Origin of the sequence: Caballeronia calidae, from assembly GCF_900044055.2 — a bacterium.
Lineage (GTDB): Bacteria > Pseudomonadota > Gammaproteobacteria > Burkholderiales > Burkholderiaceae > Caballeronia > Caballeronia calidae.
Genome location: NZ_FCOX02000019.1, coordinates 26,957 through 51,392, shown reverse-complemented (window position 1 = coordinate 51,392; position 24,436 = coordinate 26,957). Strand labels below are relative to the sequence as shown.

The window sequence follows — 24,436 nt, the reverse complement described above, 5'->3', positions numbered from 1 at the left end:
CATCGACACGCGGGGTTTGCCGCTTTGCGATCAATGATGCGCCCTCGCCTTCGACGCCGCATTGATGCCGCCCGCGATGAACTCGCGCGCATGCTTCGCGAGATCCATGCCGTCGTCCCACAGGTTGCGCCATATCGCGAGCGTGTTCGACAACTGCTCGTTCACGACCGTCGACGAAAAGCTCTCGAACGTGACGACGCCTTCATAGCCGACCATCGCGAGCGCGTGAAAGAACTGCGAAAAGTCGATCGTGCCCGAGCCGAGATAGCCGCGATTGCTTTCGCCGATATGCACATACCCCAGCCGCTTGCCGCATTCCAGCACCGGCTGCATGAAGTCCGATTCCTCGATGTTCATGTGATACGTATCGAGATGCACGACGACATTCGGCGCGTTCACTTCGTCGATCAGCGCGAGCGCCTGCGACGCCGTGTTCAGCAGATTGCTTTCGTAGCGATTCACGACTTCGAGCCCGAGCGTCACGTTTTTCTTCTGCGCGAATTCGGCGATGCGCTTGAGCGAATCCACCGAATTGCGACGCCCCTGCTTCGTGACGGGCGCGGAATACTTCGCCATCGCGCCGTACAGAATGCCGCCGAAATAACCGCCGCCCAGTTCCGACGTAATCGTGATGCCTTCCTCCAGCAACGCGACGCCGCGCGCGACCGTCGCAGCATCTTCGCTGGAGACGTCCGCATCGAATGTCAGTCCGCGCGAGCAGCCGATATCCAGTCCGTGCTCCTGCAACAGATCGCGGGTCAGCGCGAGGTCCATGACTTTCGGGCCGTGCAGGGAAAGCTCGACGAGATCGAAACCGGCGGCTTTGGTCTGGCTGATCACCTTGCGCGTCGAGTCCGGCGTCAGATCGCCCGCCCATACCAGTGCATGTACGCCAAGCTTGTTCATCGTGCGACTCCCTCCGATGCGGTCACGCGCCTGCGGACCAGTGTCTTCGAAATGCCGTTGGCCCACGCCCAACGGATGAGCATCACAACCAGCAGGAACACGCCCCACAGCGCGGTCGCCAGATGTTGATTCGCGCCGAGCAGATTCAGCCCCGACGCGATGACCTGCAGAATCACCAGCGCGATGACGACCGGCACCACGCGCCCGAAGCCGCCGAACGGATCGACGCGGCCGAGAAAGCACGCGAGCACCGAGATCAGCAGGAACGCCTCGCCATGACCCACGCGCACGGAATTGAACTGCGCCGCCATCACGACGCCCGCGACGCCGCACATCAGCCCGGACAGCATGTAGATGCGCGTGACGGCGCGCGTCGTCGCGATGCCTGAATAGCGCGTCGCTTCGAGATTGGAGCCGATCATGCGCGTGGCGAAGCCGAGCCGCGAGCGCGTCATCACGACATGCCACAGCAGCGCGCAGCCGATGAAAATCCACAGCGGAATCGGCACGCCGATGAACACGCCGTTGCCCATCTCGCGCACGAACGGCGGAAAGCCGGAGATATCGCCGCCGCGCGTGAGGAATTCGCCGAGGCCGCGCAGGAAGATCATCATCGACAGCGAGACGAGGATCGGGCTCGCGCCCGTTCGTGCGATGACCGCGCCCATCACCCAGCCCGACGCGGCGCCCGTCGCCAGCGCCGCGACGATGCCGAGCAGAACGGCGAGCGCACCCGCATCCGCGCCGCCGTGCGTGTGCAGCACATAGGCCATCGCGAGGCCCGAGATATTGGCCGTGAACGTCACCGCGAGATTGAAGCCGCCGGAGATCAGCGGCATCAACATGGCGAGCGTGAAGAAGCCGAGCTCGGGCAACTGGAATGCGACCGATACGAACGTGCTCGCCGTGAAGAAGCGATCGGACGCGAAACTCATCACGGCGATCACGATGACGAGAAAGCCGAGCAGCCCGGCGACATCGGCGGGAATGAACGACGCAGACGAACGATCTTTCATGACGATGCCTTTGCATTCTGCGACGCGGCGAAACGCGATCCGACGAGCTTTGCGAAGCCGCCGCTCGACAAGGTGATCGCGACGAGAATGATCGCGCCGATGATCATCTTGAATGCGTAAGGCGAGATGCCGAGCAGGTTGAGGCCGTTCGCGGTGATCGCGGTGAGCAGGATGCCGAGAATCGCGCCGAGGATCGTGCCGCGCCCGCCGCCGAGCCGCGCGCCGCCCAGCACGACGGCGGCCAGCACATCGAGTTCGCGGCCATAGAGCGCGTTGGGCACCACTTCCTGCACGTAATGCGCCTGCATGAGTCCCGCGATGCCCGCCATCATGCCGAGCCAGCCGAACGCGATGTAATGCATCGCGCCGATGTTCACGCCCACGCGCCGCGCCGCCTCGGGGTTGTCGCCCATCGCGTAGAGCTGGCGGCCGGTCGTCGTGCGGCGAAGCAGGAACCACGTCGCGAAGACCATCACGACCATCACCGCGACGGGCAGCGCGAGATTCGCCGCGCCGCTCGCGGTATCGAAATGCACGATCGACACGCGATCGACCCACCAGTCGGGCAAGTCGTAGATCGACACGCCGCCCGTCAGAAACATCAGGCCGCCGAAGAACACGTTGAACGTGGCGATCGTCACGACGATCGACACGATGCGAAAGCGATAGATGATCGTCGCATTCACCGCGCCGAGCAGAAAGCCGAAACACGCCGCGACGATGAAGCCGAGCGCCCAGTTGCCGCCGCCGAGCCGCATGACGGTCAGCGCGGTCAGATACTGCACGACCGATGCGCCAACCGCGAACGAGATATCGATGCCGCCCGCGATCAGCACGACCAGCAATCCCACCGCGAAGATGATGTTGACGGAGCTCTGGTTGATGAGGTCGAACAGGTTCGACAGCGTGAGAAAGGTCGATGTCGCGAGGCTCAGACCGATCATCATCACGACGATGACGAGTATCAGCAGCGCCTCGATCGAACCGATGCCGACTTTGCGTAGATCAGGCATGGACGTCTCGCTCGATGTGTTCCATGGTCGTCGCGCCCGGCACGTACTCCCCGACGATGCGGCCATTGCGCATATGCAGGATGCGGTCCGAGTTGAAATAGACCTCGGGGATTTCGTCGGAGATCAGCAGGATCGCCATGCCGAGCGCCGCGAGCTTGTGGATGATCGCGAAGATGCCGGCGCGCGCGCCCACATCGACGCCGACAGTCGGCGAATCCAGAATCAGCAGCTTCGGGTTCGTCGCGAGCCACTTCGCGAGCACGATGCGTTGCTGATTGCCGCCGGATAGCGTCGACACCGCGTCGTCCGGCTTGCCGATCTTCACGGCGAGTTGCGCGATCCAGTCGCGAATCAAATCGTCGCGCTTGCGCGAGGAAATGAGCCGCGTGGCGTCGAGCAGATGGTCGAGCACCGCCGCGACCGTGTTGTCGCCGATCGATTGCGGCTGCACGAGGCCGAGCGAAAGCCGGTCCTCGGACACATACGCAATGCCCTTGCGGATCGCATCGCGGTTCGAGCGCAGCGCGATCTCCCGGCCTTCGATGCGTACCGATCCCGCGCGCGGCCGCGTCATGCCGAACAGCGACAACGCGAGTTCCGTGCGACCCGCGCCGAGCCGTCCGGTGACACCGAGAATCTCGCCCTTTCTGATCTCGAGCGATATATCCGCGTATTCGCGGCCGCGCGACAAGCCCTTCACTTCCAGCACGACAGGCGCCGATGAAAGATCCGTCTTGCGCACTTCGTAATCGAAGGTGCGGCCCGTCATCAGTTCCGTGAGACGCGTTTGCGTCATGCCTTCGGTCGGGAACGTGCCGACGTATTGACCATCGCGCAGCACGGTCACGCGCGTGCAGACCTGGAGCACTTCCGCAAGCCGGTGACTCACGAACACCACGGCGATGCCGTCCGCCGACAGGCGACGCACGATCGCAAGCAGCGCCTCCGTCTCCGCATGACTGAGCGACGCGGTCGGCTCGTCCATGAACACGAGGCGCGCGTCGCGCACGAGCGCCCGCGCGATCGCCACGATCTGCCGCTGCGCGATCGACAATGAACGCACGGAACGATTCAGATCGATGGTCACGCCGAGCCGCGCGAGAATCCGCCGCGCCGCGTCTTTCATCTTCCCGTAGCTGACGAAGCGCGGACGGCCGCCGAGGTTCTGCTCGAACGCGATGTTCTCCGCGACGGTCATCTCGGGAAACAGCGCGAGATCCTGCCAGATCACCTGAATGCCGAGCTCGCGCGCTCTCGCCGGATCGAGCCCTTCGATGGACTCGCCGTCCATCAGCATCACCGCGCCCGGCTCAGGCTGATACACGCCGTTGATGATCTTGATGATGGTGCTCTTGCCGCAGCCGTTCTCGCCCGCGAGGCAAAGCACTTCGCCGGGCATCACGTCGAACTTCACGGCCTTCAGCGCCTTCACGCCGCCGAAGACCTTCGAGATGTTGTCGAGCTGAAGCAAAGGCGTGCGGCCGGCTTGCGCGGCAACCGCCTGCGAGCCGGTGGGCGCTGCGTGCATCATGAAACGCTCCCTGCCGGGTGCATGCCGCGTTCGCCGCACACACCCGCGCGCAGAAAAGAATTGCGCTCAGAGACCCGACTTCGCGAGCTCGTCGACGGTCTTCTCGTTGAGATCGACCAGTTGATCGACGATCAGGTTGTGCCCATCCGGATGCACGACGCCGAGGCCCGGAATGTTCGTGCCGTCCTTGATCGGCTGGCCCTTCGCGACCATCGTGCCGAGCGTCACGAAGACTTCGCCCGCCTGCGCCGGATTCCACATGTAGCCGCCGGTCAGCACGCCGTCGTGAACGAGGCGCCGCCCTTGTCCCGGCGAGAACGGACCGAGCACGATCACCTTGCCCTTCATCTGCTTTTCCTGAACCGCACGCGCCGCGCCGATCGGGCCCTGGCTGCCGAACGCGAGAATCGCCCTCAGGTTCGGATGCGCGCGCATCAGATCGAGCGCGGTCTTGCGCGATGCATCGACATCTTCGGCCACGCCGTAACGGTCGCCGACGAGCGTCATGCCCGGATAGTTCGCCTTGATGTACGCGATGGCCGCATCGGCCCATGCGTTATGCAGCGGCACCGTCAGCGAGCCGACGAACACCGCGTATTCGCCCTTGCCGCCGAGCGCTTCGCCGAGCCGCTTCGCATACGCCTCGCCGAAGCCCTTCACCGACGCCAGTTCGAAATCCCAGTCCGCGTTCTTCTGCTTCGGCGACTCGTGCGTGATGACCTTGATGCCCGCCGCGCGGGCGCGTTGCAGCACGGGTTCGAGCACTTCGGCATCGTTGGGCACGACGCCGATCACATCGACCTTTTGCGCGATCAGATCCTCGATCGCGCGGACCTGCAGCGCGGGATCGGCGCTCGTCGGGCCGACCATGAACGCCTTCACGCCGAGCTCCCCGGCGCGCTTCTTGATGCCGGCGTCCATCGCGTTGAACCAGGGAATGCCGCCGATCTTCACGACGACGCCGATGACCGGCTTGTCGGGCGACGCCGCCGCCATGCCGATCGCCAACGCGAATGCGGCCACGCCTGCACACAACGAGCGAATCAGATTCTTGGTCATGTCTCCTCCGGAGGCCATCCGCGCACGTCGAGCAGACGCCCTGTTGAGTGATCGGAATTCCAGATGCGCCGGCGCTGTGGCTGAATTATGCTGAATCCATTCAGCAAACCGGGTTGGGCTATGCTGAATCTATTCAGCAACAGGGTCGACCCGGACAAACCCTAGCTCGGTTCCTGATTTGGGAACGGCTACCGTCCGGGAAACGCATGCAGTGGAGCAAGACCGATGGCCAGCAATACCCCCGCAAGGAAGTCGACGATCTACGACATCGCAAAGGCGACGGGATCATCGACGTCCACAGTGAGCATGGTGCTGAACGGCACCTGGGCGCGTTATCGCATCAAGGAGGAAACGGCCGAGCGCATTCTCGAGAGCGCGCGCAAGCTCGGCTACAACGTCAACATGAAGGCGCGCGGGCTGCGGCTGTCGAGATCGGGGCTCGCGGGCATGGTGCTGCCGCATTACCGCAACCGCTTTTTCGCGGGCCTTGCGCAGACTTTCGAGGATCAGGCGCGCAGCCGTGGACTGTGTCCGATCGTCGTCGGCACGCAGCGCGATCCGGCTGTCGAAGTGAGCGTCGTCGAGACGCTGCTGTCGCAACGGGTCGAGCTGCTGTTCATCGCGGGCGTGCGCAATCCGGCGCCGCTCAATGCGCTGTGCGCGGCGGCGGGCGTGCCGTCGATCAACGTCGATCTTCCCGGCGACGGCGCGCCGTCCGTCGTGTCCGACAATCGCGGCGGCGCGCGCGCGATCACCGACGTGCTGATCGACAAGCTGATCGCGCGCGGCGAATCGCCCGGCGAACTCATCCTGCTCGGCGGCGTGGCCGGTGAATACGCGACCGAGATGCGCATCGCGGGCTTTCGCGACGCGTTCGAGGCACGGCGCATCGTGCCCGCGCCCGATGCCATCGAATGCTGCGGCTACAACGCCGCGTCCGCGAGTCGCGCGCTCGCGATCCGCCACGACAAGCTCGGGCGGCTTCCCTGCGGATTGCTGATGAACTCGATCACCGCGTTCGAAGGCCTCGTGCAGTTCACATCGACGTTGTCGGCGGAGGCGTGGAAATCGGCGGTCGTCGGCTGCTTCGACTGGGACCCTTTCGCGGCGCATTTGCCCTTCGACGTGACCATGCTGCGTCAGGATGTGCAGACGATCATTTCCGAAGCGTTCGCGCTGGCCGATCGCTACGATCCCGCCGACCGCTCCGTCGTGCTCGTGCCGACCGGCTTCGGCAAGATGTTCGAGGAGGCCGAGCAGACAAAGGAGTTCGACCGGTGAGCGCTACTGCCCCGCAGCGGCCCGCTCGATCGCGGCGATGTCGATCTTCTTCATCGTCATCATCGCGTCCATCGCGCGTCTTGCGGCTTCGCGGTCGGAACCGTTGAGAATATCGAGCAGGCGCTTCGGCGTGATCTGCCACGAGAAGCCCCAGCGGTCCTTGCACCAGCCGCACGGCCCTTCCTCGCCGCCATTGCCGAGGATCGCGTTCCAGTAACGGTCGGTCTCTTCCGCGCTGCCGGTGTGGATCATGAAGCTCACCGCTTCGTTCGGCCTGAAGTTGGGGCCGCCGTTCAGCCCGAGAAAGCGCTGCCCGAGCACGGTGAACTCGACCGTTAATTCCGGCCCCTGTCCGACGCCCGGCTTCGCGGAGACATGCCCCGCGCCGACGCGACTATCGGGAAACGTGGCGGCGTAGAACTCCGCCGCTTCACGCGCCTTTCCATCGAACCAGAGGCAGGTGACGAGCTCGGCCATCGCACACTCCTTCGAGACAGTGAACAGTGCGCCGACGATATCACGCACGCGCGCGTCCGCGCACGGGCGGCACGACATCGGCCAGCAACTCGTCGTGCAGATTGCGCAGCACCTCGACGAACGCCGACGCCAGCCGCTCGCGCGGCCGATGCGGCGGAAACAGCAGATAGGTCGGAAAGCGCGTCGCCGGCAGGAACGGCCGAATCTCGATGCCCGGCCCGCGAAAATCCCGCGCGACGATCGGATGCGCGAGCGTCACGCCCATGCCGTGCCGCACCATCTCGCAGCACATCGCGGTGTATTGCGCCTCGATCGCGAGCACGCGCTTCACGCCCGCGCGCTGGAACACTTCGTCCATCAGCGCGCGCGTGCCGTCGCCGTGGCACAGCGAGATGAACGATTCGCCCTCCATGTCCTCGGGCCGGATGACGCGCTTCGCGGCCAGCCGATGCTTCGCCGGCAGCACGCACACGGCGGACACGCTCGATAGCTGCTCCACGTCGCAATTTGACGCCTCGCTCACATACACCGCGACGCCGAGATCGCAGAACTGCGATGCCGTCCAGTGATTCACCGTGCCCGACGTGTTCACGTGCAGCGACACGGTGACTTCCGGATACAGTTCGACGAAGCGCTTGATCGCATGCGGCACGAGCGTGATGCCCGCCGAAGGCATCGCCGCGATGCGCAGACGGCCGCTGCCGAGATTGCGGATCTGCGCCGCCGCGTTCGCGAGTCCCTGCAAGCCGACGAACGCCCGCTCGACCTCGCGGAAGAACGCGGTGCCTTCGCTCGTCGGAATCAGGCGCACGCCGCTGCGCTGAAAAAGCTGCAGCCCCGTTTCGCGCTCCAGCTGCGAAATGAGACGGCTCACGTTGGGCTGCGACGTGAACAGTTCCTTGGCGGCGGCGGTCATCGATCCGGACACCATCACCGCGCGAAACGCCTCGATGTGCTTCAGGTTCATTGCGTATTTCCCCGTATTTCCCCGTGTTTTCCCTATTCTCGTTCCGCCCGATCCATATCATTCCTGCATAGATAGGTATTTTATTCGTATTGGACGATATGAATTGGCAAAGCGACACTGCATCTCATTCGATGGGCCAAGAAGCCCGCTCCCCACGTAACGGAACTGGAGATCGTCGTCATGAGAAGCGCGCTGCATCGCCGTCTGTTTGCCCTGTCCCGCACCGCTGTCGCGGGCTTCATCATCACCGGCGCACTCGCCGCCCACGCCGAAACCACGCTCTATGTCGCCAACGTCGGCGGCTCGAACGAGCAGCTCTACCGGCAGAAGATCATTCCGCCGTTCGAGAAGGCGCACAACGTCAAGATCGTCTACGTCGCGGGCAATTCGAGCGACACGCTCGCCAAGCTCCAGGCGCAGAAGGGCCATCAGCAGATCAACGTCGCCGTGATGGACGACGGCCCCATGTATCAGGCGATGCAGATGAACCTGTGCGCGAAGCTCGACGACGCGCCCATCATGAAGGACGTCTATCCGCTCGCGAAGATCGGGCCGACGGCGGTGGGCGTCGGCATGGTGGCGACGGGCATCGGCTACAACGAGGAAGCGTTCAAGAAGGCCGGCCTGCCGCCGCCCGACTCGTGGAAGGTGCTCACCGACAAGCGCATCAAGGGCAAGCTCGGCGTGCCGCCGATCACCAACACCTACGGCCTGCATACGCTCGTGATGCTCGCGCGTCTGTCCGGCGGCGGCGAGAAGAACATCGATCCGGGCTTCACCGAAATGACGAAGCAGGTCGCGCCGAACGTGCTCTCCTGGGCCCCGACGCCCGGCGAGATGGACGGCCAGATGCAGTCCGGCGACGTGATCCTCGCGCCCTACGGCAGCGGCCGCGCGGTGGCCTTGCAGAACACCGGCTTTCCGCTCAAGTTCGTCTACCCGAAGGAAGGCGCGGTCGCGTTGCAGGTGGCCGCGTGCGCCATCGCGGAGAACGCGCAGCCCGCTTTGTCGCAGCAGTTCGTGCAATACCTGCTGACGCCGGAAGTGCAGATGCTGCAGGCACAGAACATCGGTCTTGGCCCGGTCAACAAGACGGTCAAGCTGACGCCTGACGTCGCGGCCCGCGTGCCTTACGGCCCTGAGCAGATCTCGAAGCTCACCGCGATGGACTGGGCGACGATCAACCAGCATCGCACCGAATGGACCGAGCGCTGGAACCGTTCGGTCGAGCGCTAAGCGCAACCCGCGATCCGTTGATGTGACGAAGGAGCAAGGCGCATGGCCTTTCTGACACTGCAAGGCATTTCCAAACGCTACGGCGATTTCACGGCGATCGAGCAGCTCGATCTTTCGGTCGAGCGCGGCGAGCTGCTGGCGCTGCTCGGCCCGTCCGGCTGCGGCAAGACCACGACGCTGCAAATGGTCGCGGGCTTCGTCGCGCCGACGACTGGCCGCATCCTGCTCGATGGCCGCGACATCACCAGCGAGCGCCCGGAAAAGCGCGGCATCGGCGTGGTGTTTCAGAGCTATGCGCTCTTTCCGCACATGACGGTGGCGGGCAACGTCGGCTTCGGGCTGGAGATGCGCAAGGTGAAGCGCAAGGAACGCGAGGAGCGTGTCGAGGAAGCGCTCGCGCTCGTGCGTCTCAAGGGCCTCGGGCATCGCTATCCGAAGGAGCTGTCGGGCGGGCAGCGGCAGCGTGTCGCAATCGCGCGCGCCATCGCGATGCAGCCCGAACTGCTCCTGCTCGACGAACCGATGTCCAATCTTGACGCGAAATTGCGCGAGGAAATGCACATCGAATTGCGCGCGATCCAGAAGCGCCTCGGGATCACGACGATCCTCGTCACGCACGATCAGGTCGAAGCGATGACGATGAGCGACCGCATCGCGGTGATGCATCGCGGCGCGATCGCGCAGCTTTCCACGCCCTACGACGCGTATGAACGCCCCGCAACGCCGTTCGCCTCGACGTTTCTCGGCCGCACCAACGCGTTTTCCGGCGAAGTGCTGCAGCGCAATCCGCGCTGCGCGATCGTCGATGTCGCGGGCACGCAGATGCATGTGCCGCACGAAGGCCGTCATGTCGATGGCGCGGTGAACGTCTATATCCGCCCGGAGAAGGTGCATCTCGCCAATGGCGATGCGCGCGTGCGCGGCCGCATCGCGACGCGCGTGTTCGTCGGCAATCAATGGCTGCTCGAAGTGGAAACGGGCCTCGGCAAGCTGCGCGTCGCGCAGCCGAATCACGGCGCGCCGCCGCCCGAGGAAGGCAACGAAGTCGGCCTCGACTGGACCGACGACGACCTGCGCGTGCTGACGCAAGACCTCCGGGAGAACCTCAATGGCCACGCTTGACGACGCCCGTCCCGGCGCCGCGCCGTGGCTGCTGTCGGGGCCGGCGCTGCTGCTCTTCATCGGCCTGCTGCTGGTGCCGCTCCTGCTCACGCTGATGCTGTCGTTCCGCGTATTCAGCGATACGGCCGGCGTCACGCCCGCCCTCACGCTCGCGAATTACTGGGAAGTAGTGAGCGACCCGTACTACGGCACGATCTTCCTGCGCACCGCCGGACTCGCGTTCGCGGTCACGCTGCTGTCGATCGTGCTCGGCGTGCCGGAGACCATCGTGCTCGCGCGCATGAAGCGGCCGTGGCAATCGCTGTGTCTGCTGATCGTGCTCGGGCCGCTGCTGATCTCGGTCGTCGTGCGTACGCTCGGCTGGCAGATCCTGCTCGGCAACAACGGCGTGCTCAACAACGCGCTGCAGGCGCTGCACATCACCGACGAACCCATTCGCCTCGTCTTCACGATGACGGGCGTGATCATCGCGCTGACGCACGTTCTCGTGCCCTTCATGGTGATGTCCGTCTGGGCGACGATGCAGAAGCTCGATCCGCAGGTGGAATGGGCCGGACGCTCGCTCGGCGGTTCGCCGTTCAAGGTGTTTCGCCGCGTGATCCTGCCGCAGATCATGCCGGGCGTGCTGTCGGGATCGATCATCGTGTTCGCGCTCTCGGCTTCGGCTTTCGCGACGCCCGCGCTGATCGGCGGACGGCGCCTGAAAGTGGTCGCCACGGCCGCCTATGACGAATTCCTCGGCACGCTCAACTGGCCGCTCGGCGCGAGCATCGCGGTGCTGCTGCTGTTCGCGAACGTCGCGATCGTGATGGGTTGCAGCCGCCTCGCGGAACGCCGCTTCCGGCATATCTTCGACTGAGCCAGGGACCCACATCATGAAAGAGAACGGCTGGCTCGCGCTCACGTATAACGCGCTGTTTCTGACCTTCATCGTTGCGCCGCTCGCGGTCGTGATGCTCGTCGCGTTCACCGACAAGGGCTTCATCTCGATGCCCTTCGACGGCGCGTCGCTGCGCTGGTTCCACGCGATCATCGAGAACGGCGACATCGTTTCGGCGTTCTGGCTGTCGATCCGGCTCGCGTTCGCGGCGGCGACCATCGGCGTGCTGCTCGCGGTGCCCGCCGCGCTCGCCATCGCGCGCTATCGCTTCCCGGGCCGCGCCGCGCTCACGAGCTTCTTCCTCTCGCCGATGATGATTCCGGCGGTCGTGCTCGGCATCGCGTTCCTGCGCTTCCTGTCGCTGCTGCATCTGTCGGGATCGTTCTGGTCGCTCGTCGCCGCGCACGTGATCATCGTGCTGCCGTATGCGCTGCGGCTCGCGCTGTCGTCGGCGGTCGGGCTGGATCGCGACGCCGAGCGCGCCGCGCTGTCCTGTGGCGCGAGCCGCTTCACCGCGTTTCGCCGCGTCGTGCTGCCGATGATCCGCACGGGTGTGGCGGGCGGCTGGGTGCTGTCGTTCATCCAGAGCTTCGACGAGCTGACGATGACCATCTTCGTCGCGACGCCCGGCACGACCACGCTGCCCGTCGCCATGTACAACCAGATCGCGCAGACGATCGATCCGCTGGTCGCGTCGGTCTCGGCGGTGCTGATCGTCGGCACGGTTCTGCTGATGATCCTGCTCGACCGCATGGTCGGTCTGGACCGCATTCTGATCGGAGAAGCCCGATGACATTTCCCAGCTCCGCCAGCCCCGATGTGCTCGTCCTGGGCGGCGGCCTCGTCGGTTCCGCCGTGGCCTACGGACTCGCCCGCGAAGGCGCGCGCGTGACGGTGCTCGACGAGGACGACGGCGGCTTTCGCGCGTCGCGCGGCAACTTCGGCCTCGTGTGGATACAGGGCAAGGGTTACGGGCTGTCGCCTTACGCGACCTGGTCGCGCAGTTCCGCGACGCGCTGGCCTGGATTCGCCGATGCCCTGCTGAGCGAAACCGGCATCGACGTGGCCTTGCGTCAGCCGGGCGGCTTCCAGTTCTGCTTCAGCGACGACGAGCTCGCCGAGCGCAACAAGCGCCTCTCGACGCTGCAAGCCGAGCTCGGCGATTACCCGTTCCAGATGCTCGATGCCGCCGAAGTCCGCGACCGCATTCCGCAAGTCGGCCCCGCGGTGATCGGCGCGAGCTATACGCCGATGGACGGCCACGTGAATCCGCTCAAGCTCCTGCGCGGCCTGCACATGGCGATGCAGGCGCGCGGCGTGCGGCTCGTGTCCGCCGAGCGCGCGGAGCGCATCGTGCCGGAAGCGAACGGCTTCACGGTTCAGGGCAAGCGCGGGACGTATCGCGCGGGGCGCGTCGTGCTCGCCGCAGGGCTCGGCAATCGCACGCTCGCGCCGTTCGTCGGGCTGAATGCGCCGGTCGCGCCGAATCGCGGGCAAGTGCTGGTGAGCGAGCGCGTCGCGCCGTTTCTCCACTATCCGACGCTCAACGTGCGCCAGACCGACGAAGGCACCGTGCAGTTCGGCGATTCGATGGAAGAAGTCGGCTTCAACGATTTCACGACGACGCACGTGCTCGCCGACATCGCCCGTCGCGGCGTGCGCGCCTTTCCGATGCTGCAACACGTGAGGCTCGTGCGCATGTGGGCCGCGCTGCGCGTCTACAGCCCCGACGGCTTTCCGATCTACGACCAGTCGGAGGCGCATCCGGGTGCGTTCGTCGTCACCTGCCACAGCGGCGTGACGCTCGCCGCCGCGCACGCGCTGCGCGTCTCGCCGTGGATCCTGGGCGCGCCGATGCCGGGCGAGTTGCCCAACTTCTCCGCGCGCCGCTTCGAGAACGCACAAGAACTGACTCCCGCACATTGAGTTCGACATGACAGTCCAATCGAATCACACGCTTTTCAAGCCGTTGTCCGGCGCCGATGGCGGCAACATCGAAATCTGGTTCAACGACGAAGCGCTCACCGTGCCCGCCGGACGTTCGGTGGCGGCGGCGCTGCTCGCGGCGGGCGTCTCGCGCTTTCGTGCGACGCCGGTTTCCGGTGCGCCGCGCGCGCCCTACTGCATGATGGGCGCGTGCTTCGAATGCCTCGTCGAGATCGACGGCGTGCCGAGCCGCCAGAGCTGCATGGTCGAAGTGAAGGCCGGCATGCGCGTGCGCTCGCAGGAAGGCGCGCGCGATCTGCCGCCGACCCAGTCCGTCGATGCCTCTCTGGAGAACGCGCATGGCCGCTGATTTCGCACCCGAAGCCGTCGACGTCGTCGTGGTCGGCGCCGGTCCCGCCGGCATGAGCGCGGCCACGCGCGCAGCACGCGCGGGCCTCAAGACCGTGCTGATCGACGAGCAGGACGCCGTCGGCGGGCAGATTTATCGCGCGATCGGCAAGGCGGACGCGCGGCGCAAGGAGATTCTCGGCCCGGACTACGCGGCGGGTTCCGCGATTGCGGCGGCGTTCGCCGCGTCGGGCGCGCGTCACGTGACGAACGCGAGCGTATGGCAGGTCACGCGCGAGCGCGGCATCAACTATCTGAAGGACGGCAAGATCGGCGCCTTCGATGCACAGCGCGTGATTCTCGCGAGCGGCGCGCTCGAACGGCCCTTTCCGATTCCCGGCTGGACGCTGCCCGGCGTGCTGACGGCGGGCGCCGCGCAGATCCTTTTGAAGAGCGCCGGCGAAGTGCCCGCCGCGCCGCCGGTTCTCGCGGGCTGCGGGCCGCTGCTCTATCTGCTCGGCTGGCAATACGTGCGCGCGGGCGTGCCGATCCGCGCGCTCGTCGATACGACGCGTCACGAAGACCGCTGGCGCGCGAAGCGTCATCTGGTGTCGGCGCTGCGCGCGTGGCCGTTTCTCTCGAAGGGCCTGCAACTGATCCGCACGCTGCGCGAAGCAGGCGTGCCGATTTTCGAAGCCGCCGACGATCTGCGCGTGGAATCGCGCATCGGCACGGATCATGTGGAACGCGCGGCGGCGCTCAAATTCACGACGCAGGGCGTCGCGCATCGCATCGAAGCGGACGTGATCCTGCTGCATCAGGGCGTCGTGCCGAATACGCAGTTCACGCAGGCGCTGCGCGCGTCGCATCGATGGGACGATGCGCAACTGTGCTTCACGCCGACGACCGACGCCTGGGGCGAGCTGGACGTGCCCGGCATTTTCGTCGCGGGCGATGGCGCGGGCATCGGCGGTGCGCAGGCGGCCGCGTTGCAGGGCACGCTCGCGGGACTCGCCGCGGCTGCGCAACTCGGCGCGATCGACACCGGCAAACGCGATGCCGAAGCCGCCCCGCTGCGCCGCGCGCTCGCGGATGTCATGCGCATCCGGCCGTTTCTCGACAGCCTCTATCGCCCGCGCGACGTCAACCGCATTCCGCGCGACGGCACCATCGTGTGCCGCTGCGAGGAGGTCACGGCGGGCGAGCTGCGCACGTTCGTCGAGCTGGGCTGCGTCGGGCCGAATCAGGCGAAATCGTTCGGGCGCTGCGGCATGGGGCCGTGCCAGGGCCGCATGTGCGGTCTCACGGTGACGGAAGTCATCGCCGATGCGCGTCAGGTTTCGCCCGCCGAAGTCGGCTACTACCGCATTCGTCCGCCGATCAAGCCGCTCACGCTCGGAGAACTCGCCGGTGAATGACGCAAGCGACATTCAGGAAGCGGACGTGCTCGTCGTCGGCGGCGGATTGCACGGCACGAGCAGCGCGTTCCACACGGCGCGACGCGGCGCGAAGGTGATCGTGCTCGAAGCGGATTACGTCGCGCGCCATTCGTCGGGCGTGAATGCGGGCGGCGTGCGCACGCTCGGGCGTCCCGTGCCGGAGATTCCGCTCGCGCTGATGTCGCGCGAAATCTGGCACGGCATGACGGATCTCATCGGCGGGGACGGCGGCTTCGTGCCTTCGGGCCAGTTGAAGATCGCCGAAACCGACGACGAACTCGAAGCCTGCCGCGAGCGCGTCGCGCTGCTCGAATCGCATGGATTCACGCACGAGAAAGTGATCGACCGCGACACCGTGCTCGAACTCGAACCGGCGCTCGCGCGGCACGTGACGGGCGGCATCTGGGTCGAGCGCGACGGCTATGCGCTGCCGTTCAAAACCACGACCGCGTTCAGGCTCGCCGCGCAAAAGCTCGGCGCGCGCTTTCTGGAAGGCACGCCGGTGCGCCGCATCGAGCAGCGCGGCACGCGCTGGTTCGCCTACACGCCGCGCGGCACGTTCAGCGCGGAGAAACTGCTCGTCACGGCGGGCGCGTGGTCCGGCGAGCTCGCGAAGCAGGTGGGCGAGCCCGTGCCGGTTCATCCCGAAGGCCTGATGCTGATGGTCACGCATCGCGTCGCGCCCTTCTGCCGCGCGACGCTCGGCGCGACGGGCAGACCGCTTTCGTTCAAGCAGTTCGACAACGGCACGGTGGTGATCGGCGGCAAGCTGATCGGCATCGCGGATCTCGCGAATCGTCATGGCGAAGTGGATTTCATCCGTCTCGTGAAAAGCGCGCGCACCGTCACCGATCTCTTTCCGCATCTGCGCCATCTCGGCGTGAATCGCGCGTGGGCGGGCGTCGAGGCATTCACGGAAGATGAGTTGCCGGTGATATCCGCGAGCCGCAAGGCGTCGAATCTGTATTACTCGTTCGGCTATTGCGGCAGCGGTTTTCAGCTCGGGCCGGGCTGCGGCAAGCTCGTATCCGAACTGATGCTCGACGGCACGCCGTCGATCTCGCTCGATGCGTTCGCCGTCGACCGCTTCGGACGCGATGCGGCTTCGACTCACGCGGGCGCGTCGCAACTCGTCGCTCACTGAATCACGTTTTTTTCTGGCCGCGCGCGGGCGGATGCAGCACGCGCGCCGCCTTCGTTCGCCTTCAACTTTCAACGGAGAAATTTTCATGAGCGATATCGTTCGCATCGACACCAATCAACGCATGAGCCGCGTCGTCAAGGCGGCGGGCCTCGTGTTCATCGGCGGACAGACGTCGGCCGATCACACGCCCGATGTGAAGCTGCAGACCGCGAAAGTGCTGGAGAAGATCGACGGCTTTCTGGAGAAGGCCGGCATCGACAGGACGCGCCTCGTGTCGGCGCAAGTGTGGCTCGCGGATATCGGCCGCGATTTCGCGGGCATGAACGAAGTGTGGGACGCGTGGGTGCCGCAAGGCTGCGCGCCGACGCGCGCGACGGTGCGGGCGCAGCTTGCCGCGCCGGAATTGCTGGTGGAGATCGCGGTCGTGGCGCTCGCCTGACCCGAACGGATGCGGGCGCGATGGCGATGCCGCGCGCCCCTGCCGCTACTGGTAGGCGAGCAGCCGCCCCAAGGTGCCGGCGATCGGCCACAACAGCAGGGAAAGAATCGCCTGCACGCGGCCGGAAAGGGGCGGATGCCGGTCCCAGTCGGCGAGCCGGTGCGCCCAGATCCGGCGAAACGCCAGCGCGTTCGCGAGTCCGAGCGCGATGCAGCCGAGCTTCATCTGAAGCAAGGGATTGCGATGCAGCGGCGATGCATCCGCGCTGAACAGCAGCACGCCGCTGCCGATCAGGAGCAGGAGGCCGGTTACCGCGTATGGCGTGAGCGCGCGCGAGACATCGTCGATTGCAAAGCGTCGTCCGAAGCCGAGCAGGCGCAGATCGAGCAGACCGATCGGCCCGATCAGCAAGGTCAGGCCGAGCAGGTGAATCAGATTGACGAACGGATAAGCCCACGGCGAAGCACGCACCCATGCCGCGAGCGCCGAGCCTTCGAGCGATGCCGCCCACGCCGCGGCAAGACTCGCCAGTTCCATTGCTACCGTAGCTCGATGGTCTTGCTGTCGATGGTGATGCGTTCCGCCTTCAACTCGTGCGTGCCGTCGGTGCGCGGAAAACCTTCGACCGCGACGACCTTCCCGACCGGAAGCGCGCTCGCCGGCAACCCGCGTGCCTCCATACGGCTCACCGGCGCGAGCACGACGTTCCAGCGCGCACCCTGATAGTCCACGGCGGCCTCGACGTGCGGGTTGCGATACTGCACCTGCGCGAGCGGGGCCTCGATTTTCAGGGGCTTGGCGGCGTCGTAGGCGCTCCAGCCGTGATGCGCCCATGCGGCGGCGGCGATGAAGGCAGCGCTGATGGCCAGGAATCGGGGCGGGATGGGCATGTGGTCACCTTTGTCTGCAAAGGGGCGGTTCGGTCATGCATCGAGTTCACTATAGGAAGCGGGGGCGTGGGTTCGCAAGTGGATACGCAGTGCCGGTTTCTCGCAGGCGCAGGCGTGCATTGCTCATTGGGCGCACGCCGCTCGGCTGGAATTACGCCTGCGGTCTTCGCTTTGTCATCGAGCAGGCTAAGCCACGGTGCGTAATAGAAATCAGAATTTCATCATTTCATTGGCCGCGCGAACCGGTCAGGCTCTTAATCCTTCATCTTGCAAGGCATCAAGAGCGATATGCAGTCGTGGCATCCCAGCAATCCGGTCGAACGCCGCCTGATGGCGGTGCATGATGACTGGCGGCGGTTTCGTAGCGATTCACGGGCCACTTTGCTTTACTGGCAGGCCAACGAGGCTGATCAGCGCATTCTCGCCGCTTACATTCAAAGACAACACAAGTTGTCGAACGCGGTGTTGCAACTGATCTCACGCTTCGATGACGCGGATCAATATCCTTTAGCACTTTCGCAAGAGATCGCTGCCTTCTACGCGGTCGCACGCGAAACGCACATCGCGTCGGTTGGACAACGCCAAACCCCGACAGCCGATCTGCTCGCGCTGACCGCCAGTCTGATGCACCATCATCCGGACGTGTTGCCGGACCTGGTGCTGATCCTCGAACCTGAATCGATTTGCAAGCCCGCGCAGTTCGAACGCTGGCTCGATGAGTTGCTTGGCATGATCGAGCGCGATGCGTGGCAGGCTGAACGTCTGCGCATCATTCTCACGGGTACGGATACCGAGCCGCTGTGGTGGCTGACGAAGCAGCGTCCCCATCAAGTGAGTGTCCTGCACGCGCGCTACCACATGGAATCGTTGCCTCGTGAACTCGTGGCCGAATCCGATGAGCGCGGTCCCGAAGCCGATTTCCGGCGCTTGTTCGTCGCGCTCAACGACACCGTTACCAATGGCACGCCCGCGCAGTTGGAGACGCTGCGCACGCAAGCGCTCACCGTCACGCAACGGCACGCATGGTTCGATCAGAGCGTGGTCGTGCATCTGCTGGCGGGCGCGGCATATCTGAAGTGGAACGACGCCCCGCGCGCGCTATCCGCCTATGAAGCCGCTACGCAGGCCGGTCGACAAGCGATACACGCCGATCATTCGGCGGGCAACAAGCTTGTGATCAACGGCCTTTTTGGCGAAGCTTCCGTTCACTGGGTGCAAGGTGACTTTCGCCGTGCAGCCGAACGTTATACCGAAGCCGCGCAACTGGCCGAATCCGATCAGGATGGCCTGCTCGCCGTGGAAGGCTGGCGCATGTGCAGCGAATGTTTCGCGCAACTGACCCGGGCCGAGCCGACGATCGACGCGGGCCTGCGCGCGCTCGATGCGGGTGCGTGGATTCCCTCGCCGATGCGCGCCAATAGCAACCTGCAAATGGTCGCGCAACGCATGCTGGGGCACATGGGCATCCTGCATCGACGGCGAAGCGAACTGACCTCACGTCTGACCGCACTCTACGGCGAGGACTGGCCCGACACGACCAAACCTTTACCTGCTGACGAAGTGACGCAGCGCTTCGCTGACGAGCAAAGGAATCACGCGTAATGGCGCTGCTCGCGGTGAATCACCTCACGCCCGTCATCGGCATCGACGTTCACCTGATCCAGACGCCTGCCGGCATCACGCTTCCCTTGCCGCATCCGCATGTCGGGATGGTGCTCGATCCGGCGGAGTATCTGAGCCTGTTGCCCGAAGGCGTCGGCAGCATGGTCTCGATAGGCATGATGGCGATGGGCGCGGCCTCCATCGTCAAGATGGGTATGCGCAGCCTTGGGGCCGCAGCAGTGGGCGCGGGCGCGATGGCCGTCTCGATGGCCGCGGGCGGGGGTGGCGGCCCCATCTATGTGAACGGCCTGATGCGCACCACCGCCGGCACGCAAACGCTGCATCTGCCCGGCCTGCATTTTCCGATTGGCGGCGTGTTCACGGGCCCGGACGCGCCCAAGCCCTCCGGCGACAGCGAATCGTTTCTCGGCAGCCTCAGCGTGCGCGCCAACGGCGACCCGATGACCTACGCGTTGCTGCCCGCCCTGAGCTGCTGGTTCGCGGGCATGCTCCCGCTGTCGCACAACAGCGCGCACACGAAGCGTAAGTCGGCTTCGCTGCCGACCTCGCTGATGCTGCCGATTCCCGCATCGCGTCCCGTGCTGGTCGGCGGCGCGCCGGTGCCGAGCATCGCCGCACTCGCGGGCATGGCCATGCGCAAGGCAAACGCCCATGCGATGTCGAAGCCGCCGAAGTTCTGCAAGGTATCGAAGGCGATTCAGGATCGCCTGGGCGATGGAAAATGGGGCAAGTTTCTCAAAGGCGTCTGTCAGCGCGCCTTTGGCGAACCAGTCGATGGCGTGACCGGTGAAGTCATCGTTGAACAGCACGATTTCACGGTCAGCGGACGCTTGCCGTTGGTATGGAACCGCTTCTACGCCAGTCATGACATGCAGGCGGGGTTGGCCGGGCACGGCTGGCGCACGCCCGCCGACATCCGGCTCGATCTGTTCGAACACGATAATGATCTGGGCGGCATCGTCCGCTTTCCCGATACGCTGGTCGCCTTCGATCAGATACCGCTCGATGAAGGATGGCCGGCGCGCATCGTCGAAGGAATCGGCGGGCATGCGCTGTATCGTGACGGCGCACGGTTCGTCGTGCGCACGCGTGGGGGCATCGAATATCGCTTTCCGCTGCCCGCGCATTGGCGGCAGCGCGCGCAGGCCGCTGATCCGCAACGTCCGCTCGCGCTTTGGCTCGAACGGTTCAGCGATCTGAACGGCAACGCGTGGCGTGTTCAATGGCAGTCCAGCGACTATTACCGCGCATCGCGCGAGCCGCTGCTGCGTTTCATCGAGTATGCGGGTGAGCAGCCGACGGGGCGAGTAGTGCATTGCACAGTCGGCAGCGTCGAAGGCCGTCTGGGCGAGCTCACGTTGTACGACGGTCAAGGCCAGCAGTATCCGCTCGTGCGCTATGTACAGAACCACGAGGGCGGTCTGGCCGTGGTTCACGATGCGCTCGATGTGCCGTACTGCTTCGAGTACGCGGGCAGTCACGTGATGGTGCGTCACACGGACCGCAACGGCCTGTCGTTCTACTACAACCACACACGGCATGAAGATGGCCTTTGGCGCGTCGATCATGCCTGGGGCGATGGCGGGCTGTACGACTATCGCTTCGAGTATGACCTGACGCATCACGAGACCCGCATCATCGATTCGCTCGGCGGCGTGACGCTTCTACAAGCCGATGAACGCGGTCTGCCGGTGATGCTGATCGATCCGCTGGGCGGCACGTCGAGTTTCCATTACGACGGACTGGGGCGCACCATTTCGGCTGTCGATCCGGCACGCAACAGGACAACGTGGACCTACGATGTCTTCGGCAACGTCGTGTCGCGGACACTGCCTGATCGAAGCGAAGTCTCGACCGAATACGACGACGATCAACGGCCGGTGCGAATCACCGATCCTACCGGCGGCCAATGGCAACAGGCATGGGATGCGCGCGGCAATCTGATCGGGCAGACGACGCCTGCGGGCATCGTCACAGAATTCGGCTATGACGCGCAGGGCCTGCTCGTGCAGGTGCGCGATGCGGCGCAGCAACGCACCACGCTCGACTACGACGCGCTGGGCTATCTCGTAGGCATGACCGATTCGCTGGGGCGCACCACGTACCTGAAGCACAATACGCGCGGCGATCTGATCGAGCGCCGCGCACCCGGCGAGGAATTGGCCATTTATCGATGGGATACGAAGGGGCGGCTGGTGGCCTGCGTGCTGCCCGGCGCGCGCGACGTACGCTGCCGATACGACGCCGAGGACAACCTCACCGAATACACGGACGAAGCCGGCGACGTCACGCGTTTCACTTACTACGGGCAAGGCCATCTGGCGAGCCGCACCGACGCCGACGGCAGCGTCACCCGCTACCGCTACGACACGGAAGAGCAGCTGATCGGCGTGACCAATGCACTCGGGCAGACGTGGCATCTGAAGCGCGATGCGGCTGGACGGCTCGTCGAGGAAGTCGGCTATGACGGACGCTCGCGCCGATATGGCTACAACGCCGCCGGCCATCTCACACGCAGCATCGATCCGTTGGGCAACGTGCTGGCGGTGACGTGCGATCCGCTCGGACGTATCACGAGCCGCACCGTCGAAGGCACCGGCGAAAGCGAAGTGTTCGCCCATAACAAGCGCGGCCAGTTGACCGAAGCGCGCAACATGCACGGCACGGTCGAGCGCATCTATGACGCCGATGGACGCCTGACGGCCGAGACGCAACAGCACGACGACGCCAAGGGCACGCTCGTGTATACCTATGATGCAGTGGGCCGCCTGAGCGAACAGAAGCGCACGCTGCGCGCCGACGGCGGCGCCTTCGAGCAGATGCTCGCTTATGCCTACGACGCGCTGGGCCAACCGCAAACGCTCACCATCGACGATCACGAACCGATCCGCTTCACGCGGGATGTTGCCGGCCGCTTGAGCGGTACACACTTCACCGAACACCTCGAACACGCCTACGAATACGATCGCGCGGGTCGCGTGAGCCGTCACGCGACCCGCCGCGCGGGCCATCGCGACGACGAGACGAAGTTTCGCTATGACTTGAGTGGCAATCTGATCGAGCGAAGTGACAGCCGCTTCGGCGTGGATCGGTTCCGCTACGATCCGTTGGGGCGCATCATCGCGCATACCGATCCGGTCGGACGCCTGAAGCACTTGACCTACGACGCGCATGGAGATCGCTTCAAGCTCATCCACGACCACGCGCAAGGGCGCGAGTTGCAGCATGCGGAGGGCGCGCACTGGTGGCTGGATGCGGCGGGACAACTCATCGAACGGCATGATCGCGAGCTCGGCGTGCAGCGCTTCACGTGGGATGCGTTCGGGAGGCTGAGCCGGTTCGAGAACACGTCCAACGAGCGGTGGCTTTACCGTTATGACGCGTTGGGGCGTCGTATCGGCAAACAGGCCGGTGAGGTCGGGATCGAAGGTAACCGGCATCGTCAGGAAGGCGCGCGGACGTGGTTCCTGTGGGATGGCGATGCAATGGCCGGTGAGGTGCGGCAGGCATCGGATGGGCGGCGCGGCGCGCGGTTCTACGCCTACCACCTGGGCAGCTTCGTACCACTGGCGATGCAGGTCGCCACGTCAGAGGGCAACGCGACCGCGAAGCGCCTGTACTACTACCAGAACGATCCGAACGGCGCGCCGGTGCGGCTGCGAGATCGGAACGGCGAGATTGTGTGGGAGGTATATTACGGCGTTAAGGGCGGGATTGATCACGTTGAGACAAGACGGGTCGAACAGCCGATTCGATTGCAGGGACAGTATCACGATTATGAAAGTGGACTGCACTACAACAGGCATCGGTACTTTGATCCGCTGACCGGCAGTTTCGTCAGTCAAGACCCGATTGGGCTCGCAGGTGGCATCAATCCATATCAATTTGCGCCGAACGCGTTCAAGTGGATTGACCCATTGGGTCTCAGAGCGTGTAACGAGCACTTCGAGTCACGACAGGAAGCGTTAGATGCAATCTTCGAAAGGGCTGGAATTCCGAGAGGAATGGTGCCTGATGCAGTGTGGGACGTCGGGAACGATGTGACAAGACGAGGCATGCCTGGCTATCTGTTTACTCACGACAATGGATCTCACGGTCGATATATGCAGTTCGAGACGGATCGAGGCTCGATCGTTATTTCAGAGCACTTGAACGATGGAGACCCGCACTTCCACGCTGGGCAGCCCAAAGGCGATCCAACGCGCAATTTCGTCGATTTTGGTTGGAGCGGTGACGTAAATGCTGCGGAGCGCTACTCACAGATGGGAGGCGGACATCACTACTATTATCCGGGAGAAAAATGAAAGACGAGTTTACTTCGAGGCTGGAAAGTCTTTTTCGGAAGCACTCTGGGATTATCTTCTCCGGCTTTGATAGCAGCGGTAAACACTTTGCGCCTCAGAAAGTTTGGACACATGTGGCACGCATTGGGTCGCGACCATCAGCTATCTTCTCTGATCTATGCATGGAAGATGCGGCGAAGGGTTGGTGGGAACTTGCGCAATACGCTGGAATGGTGTCAGATCGAGGATTCGAAGTTTCTTGCTTGATCTCAATAGGAGGACTTGGCTCACTTCCGTGGGCAATGGTCCAATTTCCTTTGGATACTTCCATCCTTGAGGTGTTTGCGTTGAATGACGGGTACCCAGAATTCATTGTTGCCAGCGTTTCTGGGGATGCCTATCTGGCGGTTGTCAGTGAAGAGGATGAAATTTGGATATTCCTCGTGAAACGATATGATTCTGAGCTTATGACCGTACTGCTATCGCCGTGATTTCAGCTCCACTTTCTCTTGACGAGCATAGATCCGACACAGCGTGGATCTTATGCTATCTACCCGAATTAACCTATCTCACCAAGGCTTCAAGCCAGGTTATTGGCAAGAACTGATTTGTTCGATACAACGCTCGATATTGACGGGCCAATCGCTTCAGATTTCGGAAGTAAGCAAGCTTCGAGAAATTCAAAAGAAACGGGAATTTTTAACTCGTAAATTGCAAGGCGAGCTAGGATCCATCTAACTGAGATGCCAGAAAGGTGCAAACTGCCACGGTCTGCGATTCTAAAGTCCCCACAACAATCTCCAGACACATTGACAGACCCTCGCTCCCGATACGAGACTGCGGTCATCGTTTTTCC

The 24,436-nt window shown here is 64.2% G+C and carries 22 protein-coding genes; 13 read left to right on the top strand and 9 right to left on the bottom strand.

Going from position 1 to position 24,436, the window contains the following annotated elements; all coding sequences use genetic code 11:
- Positions 1-30: 30 nt before the first annotated feature.
- The 5 genes from AWB78_RS18830 to AWB78_RS18810 form a co-directional block, all read right to left on the bottom strand.
- A complete protein-coding gene (locus AWB78_RS18830) occupies positions 31-906 on the bottom strand; it encodes a sugar phosphate isomerase/epimerase family protein (RefSeq protein ID WP_062606950.1) in 876 nt (291 codons plus the stop codon).
- On the bottom strand, positions 903-1,922 hold the full coding sequence (locus tag AWB78_RS18825) for an ABC transporter permease (protein WP_062606948.1): 1,020 nt from the start codon (positions 1,920-1,922) through the stop codon (positions 903-905). The genes AWB78_RS18830 and AWB78_RS18825 overlap by 4 nt, the downstream gene beginning before the upstream one ends.
- Positions 1,919-2,935, bottom strand: coding sequence for an ABC transporter permease (locus AWB78_RS18820; RefSeq protein WP_062606947.1), 1,017 nt, complete (start codon positions 2,933-2,935; stop codon positions 1,919-1,921). The genes AWB78_RS18825 and AWB78_RS18820 overlap by 4 nt, the downstream gene beginning before the upstream one ends.
- On the bottom strand, positions 2,928-4,466 hold the full coding sequence (locus AWB78_RS18815) for a sugar ABC transporter ATP-binding protein (protein WP_082883339.1): 1,539 nt from the start codon (positions 4,464-4,466) through the stop codon (positions 2,928-2,930). The genes AWB78_RS18820 and AWB78_RS18815 overlap by 8 nt, the downstream gene beginning before the upstream one ends.
- Positions 4,467-4,532: 66 nt before the next feature.
- A complete protein-coding gene (locus tag AWB78_RS18810) occupies positions 4,533-5,525 on the bottom strand; it encodes a substrate-binding domain-containing protein (protein ID WP_062606945.1) in 993 nt (330 codons plus the stop codon).
- A 225-nt stretch (positions 5,526-5,750) separates the two neighbouring features.
- On the opposite strand from AWB78_RS18810, the gene AWB78_RS18805 reads away from it, so the two are divergent.
- Positions 5,751-6,806: a LacI family DNA-binding transcriptional regulator gene (locus AWB78_RS18805; protein ID WP_062606943.1), complete on the top strand. Its 1,056-nt coding sequence runs from the start codon at positions 5,751-5,753 to the stop codon at positions 6,804-6,806.
- A gap of 3 nt (positions 6,807-6,809) precedes the next feature.
- Here AWB78_RS18805 and AWB78_RS18800 read toward each other — a convergent pair whose 3' ends face one another.
- Both AWB78_RS18800 and AWB78_RS18795 read right to left on the bottom strand, forming a co-directional pair.
- On the bottom strand, positions 6,810-7,283 hold the full coding sequence (locus AWB78_RS18800) for a VOC family protein (RefSeq protein ID WP_062607112.1): 474 nt from the start codon (positions 7,281-7,283) through the stop codon (positions 6,810-6,812).
- Between the two features lie 40 nt (positions 7,284-7,323).
- Positions 7,324-8,250, bottom strand: coding sequence for a LysR substrate-binding domain-containing protein (locus AWB78_RS18795; protein ID WP_062606937.1), 927 nt, complete (start codon positions 8,248-8,250; stop codon positions 7,324-7,326).
- A 180-nt stretch (positions 8,251-8,430) separates the two neighbouring features.
- Between AWB78_RS18795 and AWB78_RS18790 the strand changes: the two genes are divergently transcribed.
- The 9 genes from AWB78_RS18790 (at position 8,431) to AWB78_RS18750 (ending at position 16,784) form a co-directional block, all read left to right on the top strand.
- The gene (locus tag AWB78_RS18790; RefSeq protein WP_062606935.1) at positions 8,431-9,486 is read left to right on the top strand and encodes an ABC transporter substrate-binding protein; all 1,056 of its coding nucleotides are present in this window, start codon (positions 8,431-8,433) and stop codon (positions 9,484-9,486) included.
- Positions 9,487-9,528: 42 nt separating this feature from the next.
- The gene (locus AWB78_RS18785) at positions 9,529-10,608 is read left to right on the top strand and encodes an ABC transporter ATP-binding protein (protein WP_062606933.1); all 1,080 of its coding nucleotides are present in this window, start codon (positions 9,529-9,531) and stop codon (positions 10,606-10,608) included.
- Positions 10,595-11,467, top strand: coding sequence for an ABC transporter permease (locus tag AWB78_RS18780; protein WP_062606931.1), 873 nt, complete (start codon positions 10,595-10,597; stop codon positions 11,465-11,467). The genes AWB78_RS18785 and AWB78_RS18780 overlap by 14 nt, the downstream gene beginning before the upstream one ends.
- Before the next feature lie 16 nt (positions 11,468-11,483).
- Positions 11,484-12,281, top strand: coding sequence for an ABC transporter permease (locus tag AWB78_RS18775; protein WP_062606928.1), 798 nt, complete (start codon positions 11,484-11,486; stop codon positions 12,279-12,281).
- Positions 12,278-13,414, top strand: coding sequence for an NAD(P)/FAD-dependent oxidoreductase (locus tag AWB78_RS18770; RefSeq protein WP_062606926.1), 1,137 nt, complete (start codon positions 12,278-12,280; stop codon positions 13,412-13,414). Before AWB78_RS18775 ends, AWB78_RS18770 begins: the two co-directional genes overlap by 4 nt.
- A gap of 7 nt (positions 13,415-13,421) precedes the next feature.
- Positions 13,422-13,784 (top strand): (2Fe-2S)-binding protein, encoded by a 363-nt coding sequence (locus AWB78_RS18765; protein ID WP_062606924.1) that lies wholly within the window; start codon positions 13,422-13,424, stop codon positions 13,782-13,784.
- Positions 13,774-15,180, top strand: a complete 1,407-nt coding sequence (locus AWB78_RS18760; RefSeq protein ID WP_062606922.1) for an FAD/NAD(P)-dependent oxidoreductase — start codon at positions 13,774-13,776, stop codon at positions 15,178-15,180. The genes AWB78_RS18765 and AWB78_RS18760 overlap by 11 nt, the downstream gene beginning before the upstream one ends.
- Positions 15,173-16,345, top strand: a complete 1,173-nt coding sequence (locus tag AWB78_RS18755; RefSeq protein WP_062606921.1) for an NAD(P)/FAD-dependent oxidoreductase — start codon at positions 15,173-15,175, stop codon at positions 16,343-16,345. The genes AWB78_RS18760 and AWB78_RS18755 overlap by 8 nt, the downstream gene beginning before the upstream one ends.
- 85 nt (positions 16,346-16,430) lie before the next feature.
- On the top strand, positions 16,431-16,784 hold the full coding sequence (locus AWB78_RS18750) for a RidA family protein (RefSeq protein ID WP_062606919.1): 354 nt from the start codon (positions 16,431-16,433) through the stop codon (positions 16,782-16,784).
- A 45-nt stretch (positions 16,785-16,829) separates the two neighbouring features.
- Here the strand turns inward: AWB78_RS18750 and AWB78_RS18745 are convergent, their stop codons facing one another.
- Positions 16,830-17,321: a hypothetical protein gene (locus AWB78_RS18745; protein WP_062606917.1), complete on the bottom strand. Its 492-nt coding sequence runs from the start codon at positions 17,319-17,321 to the stop codon at positions 16,830-16,832.
- A gap of 2 nt (positions 17,322-17,323) precedes the next feature.
- On the bottom strand, positions 17,324-17,674 hold the full coding sequence (locus tag AWB78_RS18740) for a DUF6152 family protein (RefSeq protein WP_062606916.1): 351 nt from the start codon (positions 17,672-17,674) through the stop codon (positions 17,324-17,326).
- A 288-nt stretch (positions 17,675-17,962) separates the two neighbouring features.
- Between AWB78_RS18740 and AWB78_RS18735 the strand changes: the two genes are divergently transcribed.
- The 3 genes from AWB78_RS18735 to AWB78_RS46575 are packed head-to-tail and all read left to right on the top strand — an operon-like array spanning position 17,963 to position 24,071.
- Positions 17,963-19,276 carry a hypothetical protein gene (locus AWB78_RS18735; protein WP_063958983.1) on the top strand — a complete coding sequence of 438 codons (1,314 nt, stop codon included), beginning with the start codon at positions 17,963-17,965 and terminating at the stop codon, positions 19,274-19,276.
- Positions 19,276-23,601 (top strand): RHS repeat-associated core domain-containing protein, encoded by a 4,326-nt coding sequence (locus AWB78_RS18730; RefSeq protein WP_062606913.1) that lies wholly within the window; start codon positions 19,276-19,278, stop codon positions 23,599-23,601. The genes AWB78_RS18735 and AWB78_RS18730 overlap by 1 nt, the downstream gene beginning before the upstream one ends.
- Complete coding sequence (locus AWB78_RS46575) at positions 23,598-24,071, top strand: hypothetical protein (RefSeq protein ID WP_157697549.1); 474 nt, start codon at positions 23,598-23,600, stop codon at positions 24,069-24,071. The genes AWB78_RS18730 and AWB78_RS46575 overlap by 4 nt, the downstream gene beginning before the upstream one ends.
- The last annotated feature ends 365 nt before the right edge of the window (positions 24,072-24,436 follow it).

Bases quoted from the DNA above. Each gene is read 5' to 3' on its own strand.
- AWB78_RS18830 (WP_062606950.1), bottom strand. From the start codon at position 906: ATGAACAAGCTTGGCGTACATGCACTGGTATGGGCGGGCGATCTGACG.
- AWB78_RS18825 (WP_062606948.1), bottom strand. From the start codon at position 1,922: ATGAAAGATCGTTCGTCTGCGTCGTTCATTCCCGCCGATGTCGCCGGG.
- AWB78_RS18820 (WP_062606947.1), bottom strand. From the start codon at position 2,935: ATGCCTGATCTACGCAAAGTCGGCATCGGTTCGATCGAGGCGCTGCTG.
- AWB78_RS18815 (WP_082883339.1), bottom strand. From the start codon at position 4,466: ATGATGCACGCAGCGCCCACCGGCTCGCAGGCGGTTGCCGCGCAAGCC.
- AWB78_RS18810 (WP_062606945.1), bottom strand. From the start codon at position 5,525: ATGACCAAGAATCTGATTCGCTCGTTGTGTGCAGGCGTGGCCGCATTC.
- AWB78_RS18805 (WP_062606943.1), top strand. From the start codon at position 5,751: ATGGCCAGCAATACCCCCGCAAGGAAGTCGACGATCTACGACATCGCA.
- AWB78_RS18800 (WP_062607112.1), bottom strand. From the start codon at position 7,283: ATGGCCGAGCTCGTCACCTGCCTCTGGTTCGATGGAAAGGCGCGTGAA.
- AWB78_RS18795 (WP_062606937.1), bottom strand. From the start codon at position 8,250: ATGAACCTGAAGCACATCGAGGCGTTTCGCGCGGTGATGGTGTCCGGA.
- AWB78_RS18790 (WP_062606935.1), top strand. From the start codon at position 8,431: ATGAGAAGCGCGCTGCATCGCCGTCTGTTTGCCCTGTCCCGCACCGCT.
- AWB78_RS18785 (WP_062606933.1), top strand. From the start codon at position 9,529: ATGGCCTTTCTGACACTGCAAGGCATTTCCAAACGCTACGGCGATTTC.
- AWB78_RS18780 (WP_062606931.1), top strand. From the start codon at position 10,595: ATGGCCACGCTTGACGACGCCCGTCCCGGCGCCGCGCCGTGGCTGCTG.
- AWB78_RS18775 (WP_062606928.1), top strand. From the start codon at position 11,484: ATGAAAGAGAACGGCTGGCTCGCGCTCACGTATAACGCGCTGTTTCTG.
- AWB78_RS18770 (WP_062606926.1), top strand. From the start codon at position 12,278: ATGACATTTCCCAGCTCCGCCAGCCCCGATGTGCTCGTCCTGGGCGGC.
- AWB78_RS18765 (WP_062606924.1), top strand. From the start codon at position 13,422: ATGACAGTCCAATCGAATCACACGCTTTTCAAGCCGTTGTCCGGCGCC.
- AWB78_RS18760 (WP_062606922.1), top strand. From the start codon at position 13,774: ATGGCCGCTGATTTCGCACCCGAAGCCGTCGACGTCGTCGTGGTCGGC.
- AWB78_RS18750 (WP_062606919.1), top strand. From the start codon at position 16,431: ATGAGCGATATCGTTCGCATCGACACCAATCAACGCATGAGCCGCGTC.
- AWB78_RS18745 (WP_062606917.1), bottom strand. From the start codon at position 17,321: ATGGAACTGGCGAGTCTTGCCGCGGCGTGGGCGGCATCGCTCGAAGGC.
- AWB78_RS18740 (WP_062606916.1), bottom strand. From the start codon at position 17,674: ATGCCCATCCCGCCCCGATTCCTGGCCATCAGCGCTGCCTTCATCGCC.
- AWB78_RS18735 (WP_063958983.1), top strand. From the start codon at position 17,963: ATGCAGTCGTGGCATCCCAGCAATCCGGTCGAACGCCGCCTGATGGCG.
- AWB78_RS18730 (WP_062606913.1), top strand. From the start codon at position 19,276: ATGGCGCTGCTCGCGGTGAATCACCTCACGCCCGTCATCGGCATCGAC.
- AWB78_RS46575 (WP_157697549.1), top strand. From the start codon at position 23,598: ATGAAAGACGAGTTTACTTCGAGGCTGGAAAGTCTTTTTCGGAAGCAC.